This is a genomic window from Rummeliibacillus sp. G93 (assembly GCF_023515935.1).
Taxonomy (GTDB): Bacteria; Bacillota; Bacilli; order Bacillales_A; family Planococcaceae; genus Rummeliibacillus; species Rummeliibacillus stabekisii.
The window spans coordinates 2,416,951-2,434,988 of the sequence record NZ_CP097314.1 but is presented as its reverse complement, the minus strand read 5'-3'; the positions used below and the strand labels follow the sequence as shown (position 1 = coordinate 2,434,988).

The 18,038-nt window shown below is 38.3% G+C and carries 15 protein-coding genes; 14 read left to right on the top strand and 1 reads right to left on the bottom strand.

All coding sequences use genetic code 11. The features are described from left to right. Position 1: 1 nt before the first annotated feature. From M2M59_RS12220 to M2M59_RS12205, 4 genes are all read left to right on the top strand, one after another. The gene (locus M2M59_RS12220) at positions 2 to 1,000 is read left to right on the top strand and encodes a sensor histidine kinase (RefSeq protein ID WP_147196267.1); all 999 of its coding nucleotides are present in this window, start codon (positions 2 to 4) and stop codon (positions 998 to 1,000) included. A gap of 97 nt (positions 1,001 to 1,097) precedes the next feature. Continuing rightward, on the top strand, positions 1,098 to 1,871 hold the full coding sequence (locus tag M2M59_RS12215) for an ABC transporter ATP-binding protein (protein ID WP_249774706.1): 774 nt from the start codon (positions 1,098 to 1,100) through the stop codon (positions 1,869 to 1,871). Further along, positions 1,837 to 3,777, top strand: coding sequence for an FtsX-like permease family protein (locus M2M59_RS12210; RefSeq protein WP_221298000.1), 1,941 nt, complete (start codon positions 1,837 to 1,839; stop codon positions 3,775 to 3,777). The genes M2M59_RS12215 and M2M59_RS12210 overlap by 35 nt, the downstream gene beginning before the upstream one ends. Positions 3,778 to 3,896: 119 nt before the next feature. After that, a complete protein-coding gene (locus M2M59_RS12205; protein ID WP_147196274.1) occupies positions 3,897 to 5,453 on the top strand; it encodes a fatty acid--CoA ligase family protein in 1,557 nt (518 codons plus the stop codon). A gap of 55 nt (positions 5,454 to 5,508) precedes the next feature. Here the strand turns inward: M2M59_RS12205 and M2M59_RS12200 are convergent, their stop codons facing one another. Then, the gene (locus tag M2M59_RS12200; protein ID WP_249774705.1) at positions 5,509 to 6,861 is read right to left on the bottom strand and encodes an amino acid permease; all 1,353 of its coding nucleotides are present in this window, start codon (positions 6,859 to 6,861) and stop codon (positions 5,509 to 5,511) included. A gap of 180 nt (positions 6,862 to 7,041) precedes the next feature. Between M2M59_RS12200 and M2M59_RS12195 the strand changes: the two genes are divergently transcribed. From M2M59_RS12195 to trxB, 10 genes are all read left to right on the top strand, one after another. Continuing rightward, on the top strand, positions 7,042 to 9,015 hold the full coding sequence (locus M2M59_RS12195; RefSeq protein WP_249774704.1) for a S9 family peptidase: 1,974 nt from the start codon (positions 7,042 to 7,044) through the stop codon (positions 9,013 to 9,015). Between the two features lie 195 nt (positions 9,016 to 9,210). Then, positions 9,211 to 9,855: a DedA family protein gene (locus M2M59_RS12190; protein ID WP_244946695.1), complete on the top strand. Its 645-nt coding sequence runs from the start codon at positions 9,211 to 9,213 to the stop codon at positions 9,853 to 9,855. Between the two features lie 285 nt (positions 9,856 to 10,140). Then, positions 10,141 to 11,373, top strand: a complete 1,233-nt coding sequence (locus tag M2M59_RS12185) for an EAL and HDOD domain-containing protein (protein WP_147196282.1) — start codon at positions 10,141 to 10,143, stop codon at positions 11,371 to 11,373. A gap of 179 nt (positions 11,374 to 11,552) precedes the next feature. Continuing rightward, positions 11,553 to 11,951 (top strand): cytochrome c551, encoded by a 399-nt coding sequence (gene cccB / locus M2M59_RS12180; RefSeq protein ID WP_066789520.1) that lies wholly within the window; start codon positions 11,553 to 11,555, stop codon positions 11,949 to 11,951. A 150-nt stretch (positions 11,952 to 12,101) separates the two neighbouring features. Further along, the gene (gene hprK, locus M2M59_RS12175) at positions 12,102 to 13,043 is read left to right on the top strand and encodes an HPr(Ser) kinase/phosphatase (protein ID WP_147196284.1); all 942 of its coding nucleotides are present in this window, start codon (positions 12,102 to 12,104) and stop codon (positions 13,041 to 13,043) included. A gap of 28 nt (positions 13,044 to 13,071) precedes the next feature. Beyond that, complete coding sequence (gene lgt, locus M2M59_RS12170; protein WP_066789516.1) at positions 13,072 to 13,881, top strand: prolipoprotein diacylglyceryl transferase; 810 nt, start codon at positions 13,072 to 13,074, stop codon at positions 13,879 to 13,881. Positions 13,882 to 13,917: 36 nt separating this feature from the next. Further along, the gene (ppaX, locus tag M2M59_RS12165; protein ID WP_249774703.1) at positions 13,918 to 14,577 is read left to right on the top strand and encodes a pyrophosphatase PpaX; all 660 of its coding nucleotides are present in this window, start codon (positions 13,918 to 13,920) and stop codon (positions 14,575 to 14,577) included. Next, positions 14,570 to 15,088: an acyltransferase gene (locus M2M59_RS12160; protein WP_249774702.1), complete on the top strand. Its 519-nt coding sequence runs from the start codon at positions 14,570 to 14,572 to the stop codon at positions 15,086 to 15,088. Before ppaX ends, M2M59_RS12160 begins: the two co-directional genes overlap by 8 nt. 198 nt (positions 15,089 to 15,286) lie before the next feature. Continuing rightward, positions 15,287 to 16,807, top strand: coding sequence for a tetratricopeptide repeat protein (locus M2M59_RS12155; protein ID WP_249774701.1), 1,521 nt, complete (start codon positions 15,287 to 15,289; stop codon positions 16,805 to 16,807). Between the two features lie 90 nt (positions 16,808 to 16,897). Continuing rightward, on the top strand, positions 16,898 to 17,845 hold the full coding sequence (trxB, locus tag M2M59_RS12150; protein ID WP_147196293.1) for a thioredoxin-disulfide reductase: 948 nt from the start codon (positions 16,898 to 16,900) through the stop codon (positions 17,843 to 17,845). The last annotated feature ends 193 nt before the right edge of the window (positions 17,846 to 18,038 follow it).

The following is an 18,038-nucleotide window of genomic DNA, read 5'->3' as shown; positions in this document are numbered from 1 at the left end:
AATGGATTCTATCAAATTATTTATAAAGGATCATATTGGTTTTTTAATCTTTAATCTGCTCCTAGTTTTATTTATTCTTTTGCTCTATTGGCTAGATGGCTTTAGAAATACAGATACAGCCATATATACAGTAATCATTTCAATCATTTTGACTATTACTTTCCTATTCACACGCTATGTTATGAGACAGTCCTTCTATGGGAAAATACTGCAAAAACCTTTAAAGATGGAAGAGGCTTTGCAGAAAAATGCTAAAATGCCGGAAAATATAGCCACTGAAAAGTATATACACGAGCTATACCGGTTATATGAATTAGAAGCTCAAGCCCTATACGCTCATCAAAAAAGGCAAATGCAGTTTATGAATCAATGGGTACATCAAATGAAAACGCCCATCAGCGTTTTGGAGCTGTTGCTGCAAGATGAAACTGAACTGGACCGAGAAAGTGTACGAGAAGAAGTCGAGCGATTAAGGCGAGGTTTAGAAACCGTTTTGATGAATGCGCGTCTAGATACTTTTGAAGAGGATATGAAAATTGAACAGGTAGCATTATTACCATTGGTCAGCTCGGTTATTAATGAAAACAAACGTTTATTTATTAAAAATCAGGTATATCCTCAAATTAAAGTGGACGAAGATTGTATAGTAGCGACAGATGCAAAATGGTTTAAGTTTATCGTTGGGCAATTCATTACAAATGCGGTGAAATATACGTTTGAAAAAGGGAAAAAAGTATATATATCATCCTCTCATGACCATGGGCACGTCATTCTTACCATTAAAGATGAAGGCATTGGAATCCCGCCTTCTGATTTAAAACGTGTAACCAAAGCCTTTTTCACAGGAGAGAATGGCCGGAAAACAGCCGAATCGACCGGTATGGGACTATATTTGGCAAAAGAAGTATGTGAGAAACTTGGCCATCATATGGAGATTGATTCAGCAGTCGGGGAAGGTACAACAGTGCGCATTTCTTTTAAGTGTCACTTCCACGAATGAATTTGACTAGACCTACAAAAATTCTGTTTCCCTAGCTTTGTCTACCCGTTTATGTGAAAGAAAGCCTTCTAGAAAATGATAAAAGCGAGGAATTCATATGGCATTATTGAATATACAAGACGTGACAAAAGTATATGAAGGAAAAGTAACGCACCGTGCAATCAATCAGTTAAGCTTTGAAGTTGAAAAAGGCGAATTCTTGGCTGTTATGGGTCCATCAGGAAGCGGAAAAACCACATTGCTTAATATGATTTCAACTATAGATACGCAAACATCTGGCGACATCGTAATAAACGGGATCAAACCCTCTGAACTTAAGAAAAATGATTTGGCTTACTTTCGAAGAAGGCAGCTAGGTTTTGTTTTTCAAGACTTCAATCTTTTACAAATGCTAACGGTTGAGGAAAATATGGTGCTGCCTTTGTCACTGGATGACCAAGATCCTTCCATGATGCAGGAAAGGGTGCAGCTGGTTGCCAAACAATTGGGCATAGAAGATATTCTGCAAAAAAGGCCAAATGAGATATCAGGTGGCCAAGCTCAACGGACAGCAATCGGACGGGCCATCATTCATAAGCCATCCCTTCTGTTGGCTGATGAGCCTACAGGAAATCTGGATTCCAAGGCTTCAGGAGATGTTCTGCAATTGCTTGGCCGTATTAATAAAGAGGAAAATACAACCATCGTGATGGTAACGCATGACCCGATTGCAGCAAGCTATTGTGACCGTGTACTTTTTATAAAGGATGGCGAGTATTTTAACGAAATTTATAAAGACAACCATCGTCAAACCTTCTTCCAGGCGATTTTAAATGTGTTGAGCTTATTAGGAGGGCATGTCGGTGACTTTTCGACAATTCGCATTCCGTAACGTAATCAGAAATCGTCGAGTCTATGCAGCTTTCTTTCTCTCAAGTGTTGCCTCTGTTATGGTTTTCTTTATTTACTCAATGCTGATGTTTCATCCCAAACTCGAAAATGAATTTCTGCAGGAAATTGCTTTTCAAGGGATGGTCATAGCAGAAGTAATTCTTGTTTTATTTATGTTGTTCTTTTTGCTGTACTCGATGAGAGCCTTTTTGGAGGCACGCCTAACGGAATTTGGCTTATTGCTTCAGTTAGGGATGGAAAAGAGAAAGCTAAATAAACTGATACTATTTGAGACAATGATTATCGGTATGGCAGCAATTATTGTGGGCATTCTTTTTGGCTATGCCTTTGCAAAATTTTTCTTTATGATTGTTCGAGAGATTTTGCAGATTGATAGCCTTCCGTTATATTTTTCTTGGAAACCATTTGCGCTGACCATTAGTATTTTTACAAGCCTATTTGTCATCATTTCTTTTATTAGCGTAATGTTTATAAAGGATGTTCATTTAGTCAGCTTGTTGAGAGGTTATTGGCGGAATGAGCAGTTATCCAAGTTTTCCGTTTGGAGAGGGCTCCTCGGTATGCTGTTGCTGTTGGCAGCCTATATAATGGCAAGCCAAATACAAAAACAGTATCTAGTCATCTTTACAATATTGACTCCGCCTTTTGCCGTGCTGGGAACGTATTGGTTTTTTACAGACTCCGTACCTTTTTTATTATCACGCTTACGGGCACATAAGAAATGGTACTGGAAGAAGTACCATATCATATCGCTTGCAAAGATATCTGCTATCATGAGGGAAAATGCAAGAATGTTTTTTATCACATGTATGGTATCGACATTAGCCTTTTTAGCTGTTGGAACGCTGAGCTCTATGTCTACATTTACGCATCAGTATCATCAGCTCAATCCGTTAGGCCTTGTCTACTCTAGTAAATATGGAAATCCGTATGAACGAGAGCATATTACAGGGTTGATTAATGAATTAGAGGAGAAGGGGCTAAGTTATCACTTAAATAAATTTGATATCAAACGTCAAACTTCCTCCTATACAAAAAGGTCTGTCAAGATTATGAAGCAGTCGGATATCAATCGATTGGCCATTGTTTTTGGCTATCCAGTCGTCAATTTAAGACCTGGTGAGGCGATGTTTTTGCCGTATTCACTCGATTCTATTAATGAGTTAAAGACGAAAAAAGTAAATACGGTCCTTGAGGAAAATAACGTTTCGCTTTCCATTGATAAGGTCTACCCGAAGGTGCTATTTTCGCCGACTGAATTAGGTACGAATGTGATTATCGTTAATGACATTGACTTTCACATGATTATAGATCCTATCCAAGGAGCAGAAACAAGACAATCAACAACCCATATCTTTGTATTCTATGTGCCACAGTGGACTGAGACGAAAGATATTGGAACAGATTTAGATGTAATGGTTTCGAACGCCTATGTGGCCAATAAGCAGGATCAGCTGCCTTTCTACTTTGAAAATCCGGGTTTAGACTATTCATTTTTCCGTTCTACTTTTGCGTTATTGTTATTTATCGGCCTGTTGGCATCAACCGTCTTCTTCCTTGCTTCTGGCAGCTTTATATACTTCAAGTTATATACAGGTCTTGAAGAAGACAAAAAACAATTCGATACACTCCGTCGAATGGGCGTAACACATAAAGAACTAAGAAAAATTGTCGATAGCCAATTAATTACGCAATTCTTCTTACCATGGGGATTGGCAATGCTCCATAGCACATTTGCCTTTATGGCGTTGCAAGTATTCTGGAAAGGCATAGCAGATCTCTCTATCATAAAAGAAACGATCATCGTGTTGGCAGGGATTACGGCTATCCAAATTTGTTACTTTTATTTGATTCGTTGGCGTTACCTTGCACATATAAGAGCTTAATCAAAAACAATAGACACTAGAAATAGCTGTCTATTGTTTTATTATTCTGATTTCTATATAATAGAGGAGAGTAAAAATGAATGACTATTCATTTTATTCTAACAAAAAGGGGTGGGAATATGAATTTAGTGTCAGAGATTTATAACACATCTTTAAAGCAAGCCGACAAGATTGCGTATCATTTTGGGGGAAAAGATACGACATATGGGGAGTTTGAAGAGTCCGTTTCGAAGCTTGCTACTGCATTAAAGGATTTAGGGGTAGAAAAAGGGGATCATGTGGTTTTCTTATTAGGAAATACACCGCATTTTATTATCTCTTTATATGCCACAATGCGTATTGGAGCTACAGCCATTCCAGTGAATCCACTGTATACGCCGGATGAGATTACATATATTGTTCGAAATGGAGATGCGAAAGCGATCATCGCGTTAGATGCTTTGCTTCCGCTCGTAGAGGCTGGCTTAAAGGCTTTCCCAGAAGTAGAAACATATATTGTCTGTGAAACAAATGAAAATACAATCGAAAAACTGAAAGCATTACCGCCAAATATAAAAGAAAGAGTCCATTCATTTGGACAAATTATGAAAGAATCTTCACCTTCTGTAAAGCCGATGGAGATTGATAGCGATGACACGGCTGTTATTTTATACACGTCGGGTACAACAGGTCGCCCAAAGGGTGCGATGTTGACGCATGGTAATCTTTATTCAAATGCTCGGGACATTGCAGACTATTTAACCTTCACTGCGGAAGACCGCGTGATTACTACATTACCTGTATTTCATGTTTTCGCGCTTTCCGTTGTAGTAAATGCACCATTACTAACATCAGCCGAGTTGATCATAACACCTACTTTCAGTCCAAAAGAAATCTTCCGTATTGGAAGAGAATTCAAGCCAACTATTTTTGCTGGTGTTCCAACTATGTACAACTTCCTTTATCAATATCCAGAAGGAAACCCAGAGGATTTAAAATCCCTGCGACTCGCAATCTCCGGGGGTTCTTCTATGCCGGTCGCGTTGCTTCATAACTTCGAAGAGAAATTCAATGTTCGCGTTTCTGAAGGCTACGGATTATCGGAAGCTTCACCAGTTACTTGTTTTAACCCACTAGATCGGGAACGCAAGGCAGGTTCTATTGGTACGAATATCGTAAATGTTGAAAATAAAGTGTTCAATGAGTTAGGAGAAGAAGTGCCGGTCGGAGAAGTCGGAGAGCTTGTTGTAAAAGGACCGAATGTAATGAAAGGGTATTATAAAATGCCAGAAGAAACAGCTGTGGCCATTCGTGATGGTTGGCTGTATACCGGAGATTTGGCGCGAATGGATGAAGAAGGATACTTCTATATTGTCGATCGTAAAAAAGATATGATTATTGTCGGTGGCTATAACGTCTATCCGAGGGAAGTAGAAGAAGTATTCTATGGCCATCCTGGCGTTCTGGAAGCAGCAGTAGTGGGCATTCCAGACCCTAACTTAGGAGAAGAAGTATTAGCATATGTTGTATTGAAGGACCCTTCAATTACGGAAGATGAATTGCATACCTATTGTAAAGAGCATCTAGCAAAATACAAATGTCCAAAAGAAATTATACTATTAGAAGAGCTACCAAAAAATACAACAGGTAAAATACTGCGTAGAAATTTAAAAAGCCAAGCATTGTCTCGTGCATAAGGAATACAAAAAGATGGTTTGGGGTTGTCTCCCAAAACCATCTTTTTTATGCCTCTTATGCTTTTTTGTATTTTACGAGATATAAAACGACTAAGAAAACGATCCAAATCGGACCGACTATAAGTGCGACGCGTGTATCTGGGAACACAGCCATTAAGCATACGACTAACACTAAAAAAGCAATAGCAAGGTATGAGCTGAATGGATATAAAAACGCTTTATAGCTCAATTTAGAAACTTGAGTTTCGGATAAGGATTTACGGAATTTCATTTGACTAATCAATATGACAATCCATGTCCATACAGCGCCAAACGTAGAGATGCTTGTCACCCAAACGAAAACTTTTTCTGCTACCACATAGTTTAGAAGTACACCAATCAGCAAAACGAATGCTGAAGCGATGATTGCAACTGACGGAACACCGCCTTTGCTTACCTTCTTAAATAGGACAGGTGCCTGGTTTTGTTCAGCTAGATTGAACAACATACGGCCTGTACTAAAAATACCACTATTGCAACTAGATAGAGCAGCTGTCAAAACCACAAAATTGATAATCCCTGCTGCATAGCGTAATCCTATTTGATCGAACATCAATACAAATGGGCTGTTATTGGTATCTATCTCATTCCATGGATAAATCGACATGATAACAGTCAACGCACCAATATAGAAGAGCAAAATTCGCCATAAAACAGTGTCAATCGCTTTAGGAATCACTTTTTTGGGATTTTTAGCTTCACCTGCTGTAACACCAATCATTTCCACACCTAGGAATGCAAACATGACGATTGGGAGCGAATAGAATATTCCTTTTACACCGTGAGGCATAAAACCGCCGTGGCTCCAGAGATTGCTAATGCCGACTGCAATTCCGCCATTGCCAATTCCAAATAGGATAACACCTAGGCCCAATACAATCATTGCGACAATAGCAAATATTTTAATGAAGGCAAACCAAAATTCAAATTCGCCAAATGCACTAACGGCAATTAAATTAATGATTGTCATGAGAATTAAAGCTGCTAGCGCCCAGACCCATTTCGGAGAATCAGGGAACCACAATTGCATATAAATGCCGACTGCTGTGATTTCCGCCATACAAGTGGCAATCCATAAAAACCAATAGTTCCAGCCAGTAATAAATCCTGCCATTGGTCCAAGATAATCCTGGGCATAACGACTAAAGGAACCGGCGACTGGATTTTCGACAGCCATTTCACCAAGTGCTCGCATGATGATGAAAATGACAATCCCTCCAAGAGCATAGGCGATTAAAATAGAGGGACCAGCTAACTGAATAGCGCCTGCTGAACCTAGAAATAATCCAACTCCAATAGCAGCGCCAAGCGACATCAAGGTGATATGTCGGGACTCCAACCCACGTTGAAGATGTGGTTTTTTGCTCATAAGTAAAACTCCTTCAATCCTTAAAATAATATTTACTCTAGCATCATACCATATTAAGGACTAGATAAAAAAGAATAATCTGAATTCTGTTACTATATAAGTAAAAAAGCATAAAAACATTTCCTTAGTATTACGAAATAAGTTATAGTATAAATAATCTGAAAATAAGGAGTGTTAAATATGAAAAAAACGATTCAAACGCATGACTTGTTTCAATTGACTTCAGTAGGGGCACCTGTTTTATCACCTAGTGGGAAAGAGGCTGTGGCGATACAAACAAAGATGGATAAAGAAAAGAATAAGTATTTTTCGTATTTAATCCATATCGATTTGGAAACGAACGATGTAATGCCATGGACATTTGGAGAAGAGCGAATTTCATCTGTTAAATGGTCAAATGATGGCCGTTCCATTGCTTTCTTGTCGACAAGAAAAGAAAAAAACCAGTTATTTGTGTTATCTGTTGGTGGTGGAGAAGCAAAACAATTGACTGAGTTCGACAAGGGTGTCGACTCATTTCTATGGGCTCCGTCTAATGAAGAAATTTGGTTTTCTGCACGCGTAGAAGACGGAAAAGAATTTACTGATAAAAAGGAAGAGAAAAAAGAAGAATTACCCGAAGCTTATGTAGTAGACGGAATGAAATATAAGCTCAACGGTGTAGGATTACTTCCGCAAAAAACACATAGCCAAATTGGGCAAATTAATATTCATAGTAAGACAATCAACCGATTATTTACTGATACATATGATTATAGCTTGCAAGATATTTCACATGATGGGTCGAGCTTAATTGTTTCAGTGAATCGCGTAGAGAACACAGATAATGATTGGCGTTCACCTATTATTTTGATCAACCTAAAGACCAAAGAAGAGGAAATCATAGTTGAAGAGGAAGGATATTACGGATCTGCTGCCTTTTCATTTGATGATCGGTATATTGCCTATTCAGGTAGTGATTTTGCATATAAAAATGCAGCGCAAGCCAATCTCTTTATATATGATAGAGAAAACAAGCATTCTTGGAATTTAACACAAGCGCTTGATTTGCCAGTAGGAGACTTATCAGTTGGCGATGTGCAGCAAAATGCAGAGCTAAAAACAGTAGTGTGGACTGAGCATAATGACTTGTACTTTGTCTTATCCACATTTGGCGATGTAAGACTGTATTATGCAACTCTAGAAGGAGCGATTTATCCTGCAAGCCCTGAAGATGAGCATATCTATGGATTTGATGTATCAAGAGACGGAAAAACCGCTATTCTGGCTGTAAGCAACCCTGTGTTTCCTGGAGAGCTTTTCAAGTATGAGATTGCACTTGGGAAAAGAGAACAAATCACACATTACAATGATGCATGGCTTGAAGAAACAACGCTTGTACAACCGGAAAAAATAAGCTATGAGGGTGATGAAGGTTGGACTGTGAATGGCTGGATTATGAAGCCTGCTACTTTTAAAGAAGGCGAGAAATATCCACTCATTGTCGAAGTTCATGGTGGACCGCACACTATGTATGCCAATACGTTCTTCCATGAGCTGCAATTGTTAGCTGCACAAGGCTATGGAGTGTTATATGTGAATCCACGAGGTAGCCATAGTTATGGTCAACAGTTCGTTGATGGGTGTCGCAATCATTATGGTGAAGGGGATTATGAAGATATAATGGCAGGACTTGACCATGTCCTGGCTAACTATAATTGGATTGATACGAGCAGATTAGGCGTGACAGGTGGCAGTTACGGCGGCTTTATGACCAATTGGATTGTCGGTCATACAAATCGTTTTAAGGCAGCAGTCACACAACGTTCTATCTCAAACTGGGTAAGCTTCTTTGGCGTTTCAGATATCGGCTACTATTTCTCTGAATGGCAGATTGGTGCTGACATGACGGATGTAGAAAAACTTTGGCACCATTCACCATTAAAATACAGTCAAAACATCGAAACACCACTTTTGATATTGCACGGGGAAGAGGATGATCGCTGTCCGATTGAGCAAGCAGAACAGCTATACATTACTTTAAAGTCGATGGGCAAAACAACACAATTTGTCCGTTTTCCAAAAGCTGAACACAACTTATCACGCACAGGATTGCCTAATTTAAGAATTCAAAGACTAGAGCAAATCTTAGATTGGTTTAAGAAATATTTATAAGAGGGCATAATTCAAGTATTTCAATCTTTATATAAAAGATATAAGTTAAGTAGTCCGTTGATGTTAATAAAATTTTTCCGAAACCTTCTATTGAAGCAATCGTTTGTATTGTATATAAACTTCTAAACAGTGACATCATTTCGAGAAAAATGTATGATGGTTAAGATGATACTATAGAATGAGAGTGAAAGAATGATTGATCTAATAGTAGGGTTATTTAATTTTATTATGCATATTGACGAACATTTAAAAAGTATAGTCAGCCAATATCCAAAGTGGGTATATGGAATACTATTTTTAATCGTATTCGTGGAGACTGGTGTTGTTATTATGCCATTCTTGCCGGGCGATTCATTACTATTTGCGGCTGGAGCCATGGCTGCCATTGGTGGTTTAAACCTATGGACTGTTCTTGGCATATTCTTTGTAGCAGCCGTATTGGGCGATTCATTGAACTATGAAATCGGTAAGAAAGTGGGCGGAGCTATTTCAAACCACCGCTTTTTTGGTCGATTTATAAAAAAAGAAAATTTGGATCAAGCGCATGCCTTCTTTGAAAAACATGGCGGTAAAACCGTTATGATCGCTCGGTTTATGCCATTAATTCGTACGTTCATTCCATTTGTGGCAGGAGCCAGCAAAATGCGTTATCCATACTTTATTATGTACAACGTGGCAGGTGCATTGCTGTGGGTACTAATCGCAGTCTTTTGTGGTTACTTCTTTGGAAACATCAAAATTGTGAAAGATAACTTTTCTGTTTTCATTTTAGGAATTGTATTTGTTTCAATTCTGCCAGCCATTATTGGTTTGATCGCTCCGAGGTTTAAAAAAAAATAAAAGTATAAGAAAGCATCCCTTGTAAAAGATAAATATTTATAAGGGATGCTTTCTGTCGGTTAAAAAGGTTTTTATAACTTTTTACAGATATTTTTGAAATAAATGTTATAATATTGAATAAAAGTGAAACTTCGCTCAAACGAAATTCTACCGAGTGTTAGTTGACTAATCGGGCGTTAAAGGCAAAGGATTCTCACCAATATTTTATCAATTTATTTACATATGGGTGGGATCAAAACCAAGTTAAAAAGAGATAAAAGTAGCGTAAAGCGGAGGGGCGTCAAAATGGAAGTCTTTATTGGTAGGCAGCCTATATTTAATGGCTTTGATCAAGTTCAGTCATATGAATTGTTATATAGAAGCGGGAGTGAGAGTAATAGATTCCCTTCCATTGATGCTGATTTAGCAACAGTAGATGTGATTGTTAATTCGCTCTTCTCTATCGGGATGGATGTCCTGTCGAATGGAAAGCCTTGTTTTATCAATTTTACAGAAAATTTATTGATGAGCGATATTTTTGACCACTTAAATCCTGTGCAGTTTGTTATCGAAATACTGGAGGATATCCCTATAACGAAGTCTTTAATCCGTCGTTTAAAAGAATTAAAAGTAAAGGGCTACCGAATAGCGCTTGATGATTTTGTTTTGCATGATTTCTCTGCGACTTACGAAGAATTATTTACATATATAGATATCATTAAGGTAGATTTCTTGAATACTAAAAAAGAGGACCGGCAAAAAATTGAAATGCTGGTCAAACGAAAGTTTCCACATATCACGCTTTTGGCAGAGAAGGTTGAAACAAGAGAAGAATATGAAAAAGCATTAAAAAAAGGATACAAACTGTTTCAAGGCTACTACTTTATGCAACCGCAAATTATTAAAGGACAGGATGTGCCTGCTAATTTATTGCATTATTATCAGGTAATTGCATTATTACGAGCGGAAGAGCCTGATATCAACCAAATTAGCGAGAATATTGAACATGACATTGCATTATCGTACAAGCTTCTACAGTTAATCAATTCCTCCGCTAAACGCACAAAATCCAAAATCAGATCGATCAAACAAGCGATACTGCTCCTAGGTCTAGAGGATCTGAAAAGATGGGTGTATATCTTAATTTATCGTGAATCACAAAAGTTTAATACAGGTGGCACATTTGATGAATTGATGAAAACCTCTTTAGTACGTGCTAAAACATGTGAGTTATTAGCGAAACATACTAGAAAAAAGAATATGTCTGAGTATTTCTTGATAGGTATGTTTTCGTTAATAGATGCCATACTACAAAGGCCTATCCATACAATCCTTCAGCATATGCCTTTAACGGACGAAGTAGCAGAGACAATCTGCGGTGGGGATACGGATATGCAGCCGTTTCTTCAGCTAGCCATCGCCATAGAGAGAATGCATTTAGAGCAAGTCAGTGTATTAGCTGACGATTTAGAGATCCCGTATGATTCCATTGTTTCTATTTCGAAAGCTTCTGCCAAGTGGGTTAATACTATTTGCTAAAAAATGAACTATTATTGTTTAAAAAGAAAAAATACGGGTATAAATAAAGGGCTATTATTTTATAGTTCTAATTGCATGAAAGCGTCACAATTAAATAATATCACCATGTTTAATTTGTGAATGTCTTTGGTATACTTACTGTGTAAGCGTACTAATCCCAATCCCTAGGAGGTATGATGATGAAAAAAGCTTTATTAGCAATGTTGTTCGGTTCAGCGCTTGTACTAGGTGCTTGTGGTGGCGGAAATGATAGCGATAAAGACAAATCCGCTACTGATACTACAACAACTGAAAACAATAAGACGGATAATACCGCAGACAACAATAAGACTGACGAGTCTACTTCTAACTCAACAGCAAAAGTTGATGCAGAAGCGGTTACACAACAAAAATGTATTTCATGCCACGGCAATGAATTACAAGGTGCAGTCGGTCCTGACCTAAGAAAAATTGGTTCACAGCTATCTGAAGATCAAATCAAAGATGTCTTGAAAAACGGTAAAGGCAACATGCCAGCTGGTCTAGTAGAAGGCGATGAACTAGATGCTGTTGCAAAATGGCTATCTGAGAAAAAATAATGATTTAAACTAGCTTTCATCTAAGGGAGCTAGTTTTTTTGTTGTTTAAATAAATACTATACATAACCAAGCAAAGTTGCATGATATGTTCTTCTATATACTTATGTTAGAATGTTGATAGCATAGAGATTTGAAAAGGTGGTCAGAAAGATGGCATTAGACCAAGTGAGTACAAAGGACATTATTGAAGCATTACATCTGACGTTAATTAGCGGTGAAGAAGGAATTGGCCGCCATATTTTAACAAGTGATATATCGCGTCCAGGCCTAGAAATGGCGGGGTATTTTACGCATTATCCGGCAGAACGCGTACAGCTATTAGGAAAAACGGAGCTGTCTTTCTATGAGTTGTTGTCAGAGGAAATACAAATTGACCGAATGAACAAGCTTTGTTCAAAAGAGACACCCGCAATCATTGTTTCACATGATATGGAAGTGCCAAAGGCTCTTGTAGAAGCCTCTAAAAAACATCAAGTCCCAGTGTTAACAACAAAACTGCCAACAACCCGTTTTTCGAGCCAGTTGACCAATTATTTAGAAAGTCGTTTAGCGCCTTCTACAGCTATGCATGGCGTACTGGTCGACATTTATGGCATTGGCGTACTGCTTACAGGAAAAAGTGGTGTGGGCAAAAGTGAAACAGCGCTGGAATTAATAAAAAAAGGGCATCGTCTTGTTGCGGATGACTGTGTAGAAATTCGCCAAGAAGGAGAAAGCTTAATTGGAAGTGCCCCTCCTTTAATCAATCATTTATTAGAAATTCGTGGACTAGGTATTATCGATATTATGACGTTATTTGGGGCGAGCGCTGTTCGCAAGCATAAACGTATTTCTCTCGTTGTCGATTTAGAAATTTGGGATTCTGAAAAAACCTACGATCGGCTAGGTCTTGAAACGGAAACACTGAAAATTATTGATACAGAATTACCTAAGCTAACAATCCCTGTAAGGCCGGGAAGAAATTTATCTGATATTATTGAAGTAGCTGCTATGAATCACCGCTTGAAAACGCTAGGCGTTAACGCAGCAGAAGAATTCTCTAAAAGATTAAATCGAGTGATTGAAGAGAAAGATGAATCAGGATTAAAGTAAAGCAGATGGAATGGAAGGAGCAACGAATGTGTTTGATTCAATTTTATTAGCCATAGATCCTGTGGCACTTAAGCTCGGCCCTATTTCGGTCAGATGGTATGGAGTCATTATTGCAACAGGTATTGTAATAGCCTATATCGTAGGACAACGCGAAATGCGCAAAAGAGGGTTTAATGAAGATTTTCTAACCGATTTACTAATATGGGCAGTGCCCATCTCTATAATTTGCGCGAGAATTTATTATGTCATTTTTGAATGGCCATATTATGCTTCACATCCAGATCAAATAATACAAATTTGGCATGGAGGCATAGCCATCCATGGTGCATTAATCGGTGCATTCATCACGGCGATTATTTTCACACGTAAACGAGGCGTTAGCTTCTGGAAGGTAGCTGATATCTTGGCCCCTTCACTCATTATCGGACAAATCGTTGGCCGTTGGGGAAACTTTATGAACCAAGAGGCATATGGCGGTGTTGTGAGCCGTTCATTCTTAGAGAGTTTGCATTTGCCAAATTGGTTAATTGAACAAATGAATGTAAATGGCTTCTATCATCATCCTACATTTTTATACGAATCGTTATGGAATCTAGTAGGATTGGTTCTATTATTATTGCTTCGTAAAGTGAACTTACGGCGTGGGGAAATATTCCTTACATATATAATGTGGTATTCGTTTGGTCGTTTCTTCATCGAAGGAATGCGTACAGACAGTTTGTTGATCGGTAATTTGAGAATGGCCCAAATTGTATCGCTAATTGGTTTAATCGTGGGCGCCATCCTAATTATTTACCGCAGGGTAACAATAAAAAAACCCGTGCGCTATAAGGATTAGGAGAAGTTATTGGACAGGAAAAGGGGTATGTAAAAAATGACAGATACAAAATTTAAAGGATTGCTTTTTGACTTTGATGGAACATTGCTAGACACGAATGAACTGATAATCCAAACATTTTTATATGTGTTAGATGCGGAATTTCCCGGGAAATTTACAAGAGACGACATGCTTCCTTTTATCGGGCCGACATTAATCGAGTCATTTTCATCCATAGATGCTGAAAAGGCTGAAGATTGGATATTGAAATACCGCGTTTGGAACGAAGAACATCATGATGAGCTAGCAAAGGAATTTGATGGTGTAAAAGAAACGTTGGAATTGCTTTATGAGAAAGGAATTCGCCTAGCAATTGTCTCAACAAAAAGAAGAGAACCATTATTAAAGGGTCTTCGTTTGCTAGGGGTTGAACATTTGTTTGAAGTAATTGTCAGCATAGATGAAGTAACACATGCCAAGCCAGATCCCGAGCCAATCCTATTAGCCCTAAACAAAATGAATCTTAATAAAGATGAAGTAATAATGATTGGAGACAACTCCCATGATATTGAAGGTGGGAAAAACGCGGGTGTCAAAACGGCAGGTGTTGCCTGGTCTGCAAAAGGAGAAGAATTCTTGATGAATTTCAATCCGGATTATATGCTACACCACATCACTGACTTATTAGCTATAATAGAGGAGCCTGTGCATGCGTAGAACAGAGAGGTACCCTGTTACAGGGTCCACCTCTCTTTGGCAAATCTATAAGACCGTTTCTTTTTGGAAAGTCGCCAAATGCTTTATCGTGATTGAAATCGCTCGCTATACCCCTTTCCTTTCTATGAAAAATTGGTTGTACCGGACTTTCTTGAAAATGGAAGTCGGAGAAAAAACATCTTTTGCATTGAAAGTCACACCAGACACAATGTTTCCTGAACGGATAAAGGTAGGCAGCGATACCATTATTGGCTTTAATACAACTATCCTCGCTCACGAGTATTTAGTTAATGAGTATCGCTTAGGCGATGTTATCATTGGGGATCGTGTTATGATTGGGGCCAACACGACTATTCTTCCAGGAGTTGAAATTGGAGACGATGCGATTGTCTCAGCTATGACACTTGTAAACAAAGATGTGCCAGCAGGCGCATTTGTAGGTGGCAATCCAATGAGGATTATTTATCCAAAGGAAAACAAAGCCTCTGATGGACCAAATACCACTAAATAAGTAGAGATGCGAGGGAGCTCCACTCAACGAGACAACACAATGTATCGCTGACTGGAGCTCCGATTAACTTCTCGCTAAGTAGATGAGGGAAGATTTTTTACGTATGAAATGAACAATTATATGATATAATGGTGGATACTATGTTTAAGGAACGTATGAAAGCGTTCCTTATTTTATTTCGGAGGATCATTTCAAGATATGAAAAGTGAACATAATACGCGGAAAAATGTTGTTTCCTTTATTCCTAGCGGAGAATTTTACTATAAAAAAGCTGTACAAGCACTAAATCGAGATCAAGAAGGGAAAGCGCATAAATATTTAAAAAGGGCAGTGGAGCTTAGCCCAGATGATTCTCTTATTTTATTGCAATACGCTATTCTCGAATTGGAAGCGGGGCAGCTTGACCATGCCTTAGATTTATTAAAAAAAGCAAATGAGATTGATCCCAATGAGCCCGAGATTCTCCTCTTTTTAGCAGAAGCTTCTGCTCAAGCTGGCTTTACAGATGATGCTAAATATTATGCGGAAGAATATCTTCGCCTTGATGAAATGGGTGAATATGCGGAAGAAGCCATTGATATTATTGAGTTTGCTACGTCAATGGAAGAGAGCGGCTTTTCACTTCAACCAGTGGAACGTGAGGTTGCTTATTTGCAGGAAAAAGCCAGAAAGTATATGGAAACTGGCGAATTAGATGAAGCTATTACCATATTAGAAGAAATTATTGCAGATCATCCAGATGTCTGGCCTGCATACAACAATCTATCACTTGCCTACTTTTATAAAGGTGATGCAGAACAAGCAAGAGCCTTGTTGTACCAAGTGTTGAAAGGGAATTATGGCAATTTGTTTGCATTATGCAATCTAACGGTCATGGCCTATTATGAAAAAGATGATAGCGAGGTCGAGGAATTAAAGTCATTGCTTGTGAAGCTTTGCCCATATTCCTTTGAACAGCGCTATAAACTGGGTGCGACATTAGCTTTAATCGGCTGTTATAAAGAAGCATACCATTGGCTACATAGTATGAAAGTGCAAGGCTTTCAAGGAGACTCTGGCTTTTACTTTTGGCTATCACATGCCTCATATTTTACTGGCCATGAAGAAGAAGCGAGAGAAACATGGGATGAGCTGATTGCTATTGATCCAGAAAAGAAAGGGTTTGAACCTTGGCTAATCAATAATGCGCTGGAAGATGAAGAAGCTATTGAAAACAATCGAAATTTCATTATAGAAAAATTAGAAAGTGGCTATAGTAGCGAGAGGCTGCTTGGTTTATTTTTGCTTGGCAAATCGCCGTACCAGCAAGAAATCGTCGGCCATCCTAGCATTATCAATGTAGATGAATACACCACTATCGAAAAATTATTTTTGGCGTATGCACTAGATCAAGACTTTTTAGGAGACGGCGAACGTATAAAAGTGTTTTTGAAAGCTATTGAAGTAGCAGAACTTCTATATAAGGAATTCATGCCACTGAAGCTACACGACACATTTATATTCCAAATGTGGTTAGTTCTTTTTGAACGAGCATGGGAAAAAGAGTATCTATTTAAAAATCCTAAAGCTCTTGCAGCGGCAACTGAATATATGTATAAATCGTCGCGCACGAAGGATATCACAAAAAAAGAGATTGCTAAGTACTATGGTATATCTTCACAGACTTTAACGAAATATGTGAATGAACTTATTCAGTATTTGCCTTTATTTGATCAATAGAGTCATGCTGCAAGCAGATATCTTGTCATAATGAAAGGATATCCTCTAAGATTAGAACTAATGAAATAGATCCAACTAGGAGGAGCAAACATGTCAGAAGAAAAAATTTATGATGTTGTGATTATTGGTGCAGGACCTGCCGGAATGACAGCAGCAGTCTATACATCACGCGGTAATCTTTCTACTTTGATGTTAGAAAGAGGTATTCCAGGCGGACAAATGGCGAATACGGAGGAAGTCGAAAACTATCCTGGTTTTGATTCCATTTTAGGACCTGAATTATCGACTAAAATGTTTGAACACGCCAAAAAATTTGGTGCAGAATATGCTTACGGCGACGTAACAGAAATCGTTGATGGCGAAGAGTACAAAACAATCAAAACGACTTCTAAAGAATTCAAAACACGTGCAATCATTATCTCTACAGGTGCTGAATACAAAAAAATGGGTGTACCTGGCGAGAAAGAGCTTGGTGGCCGTGGCGTCAGCTATTGCGCTGTTTGTGACGGAGCATTCTTTAAAAATAAAAACTTGATTGTAGTTGGCGGCGGAGATTCTGCAGTCGAAGAGGGAATCTATCTAACACGTTTCGCGAACAAAGTGACAATCGTGCATCGCCGTGATCAATTGCGCGCGCAAAAAATTATTCAAGACCGTGCATTTGCAAATGAAAAAATTGATTTCATTTGGAACCATACAGTAAAAGAAATCCATGAAAACGATGGAAAAGTTGGCAGCGCAACGCTTGTATCTACAGTTGATGGTACAGAACAAGAAATGCCAATTGATGGTGTATTCGTTTATATCGGAATGCTGCCTTTAACAAAACCGTTTGAAGACTTAGGCATCTTAAACAAAACTGGTTATATTGAAACAAATGACTTAATGGAAACTTCTATTAAAGGCATTTATGCAGCAGGTGACGTAAGAGAAAAATCATTGCGCCAAATCGTAACAGCGACAGGCGATGGCAGTATCGCTGCGCAAGCAGTCCAACATTATGTAGAAGAATTAAAAGAAAAATTTGAGGTTCAATAATTGTAATATAAACTCTACATTGTTGACATCTCTCTGTTAAATAAAAGGGCTATAATATTCGCATAACCCCTTATAAGATTAATATTTCTTGTGGCTGATTCTTTTCGTTTTTTTAGGCGAAAGAGTCAGCTTTTTTTTTCGATATTTTTACTAGGAAGAGTTATAGACAGGCTTTGTCCGATGGGGTAAACTG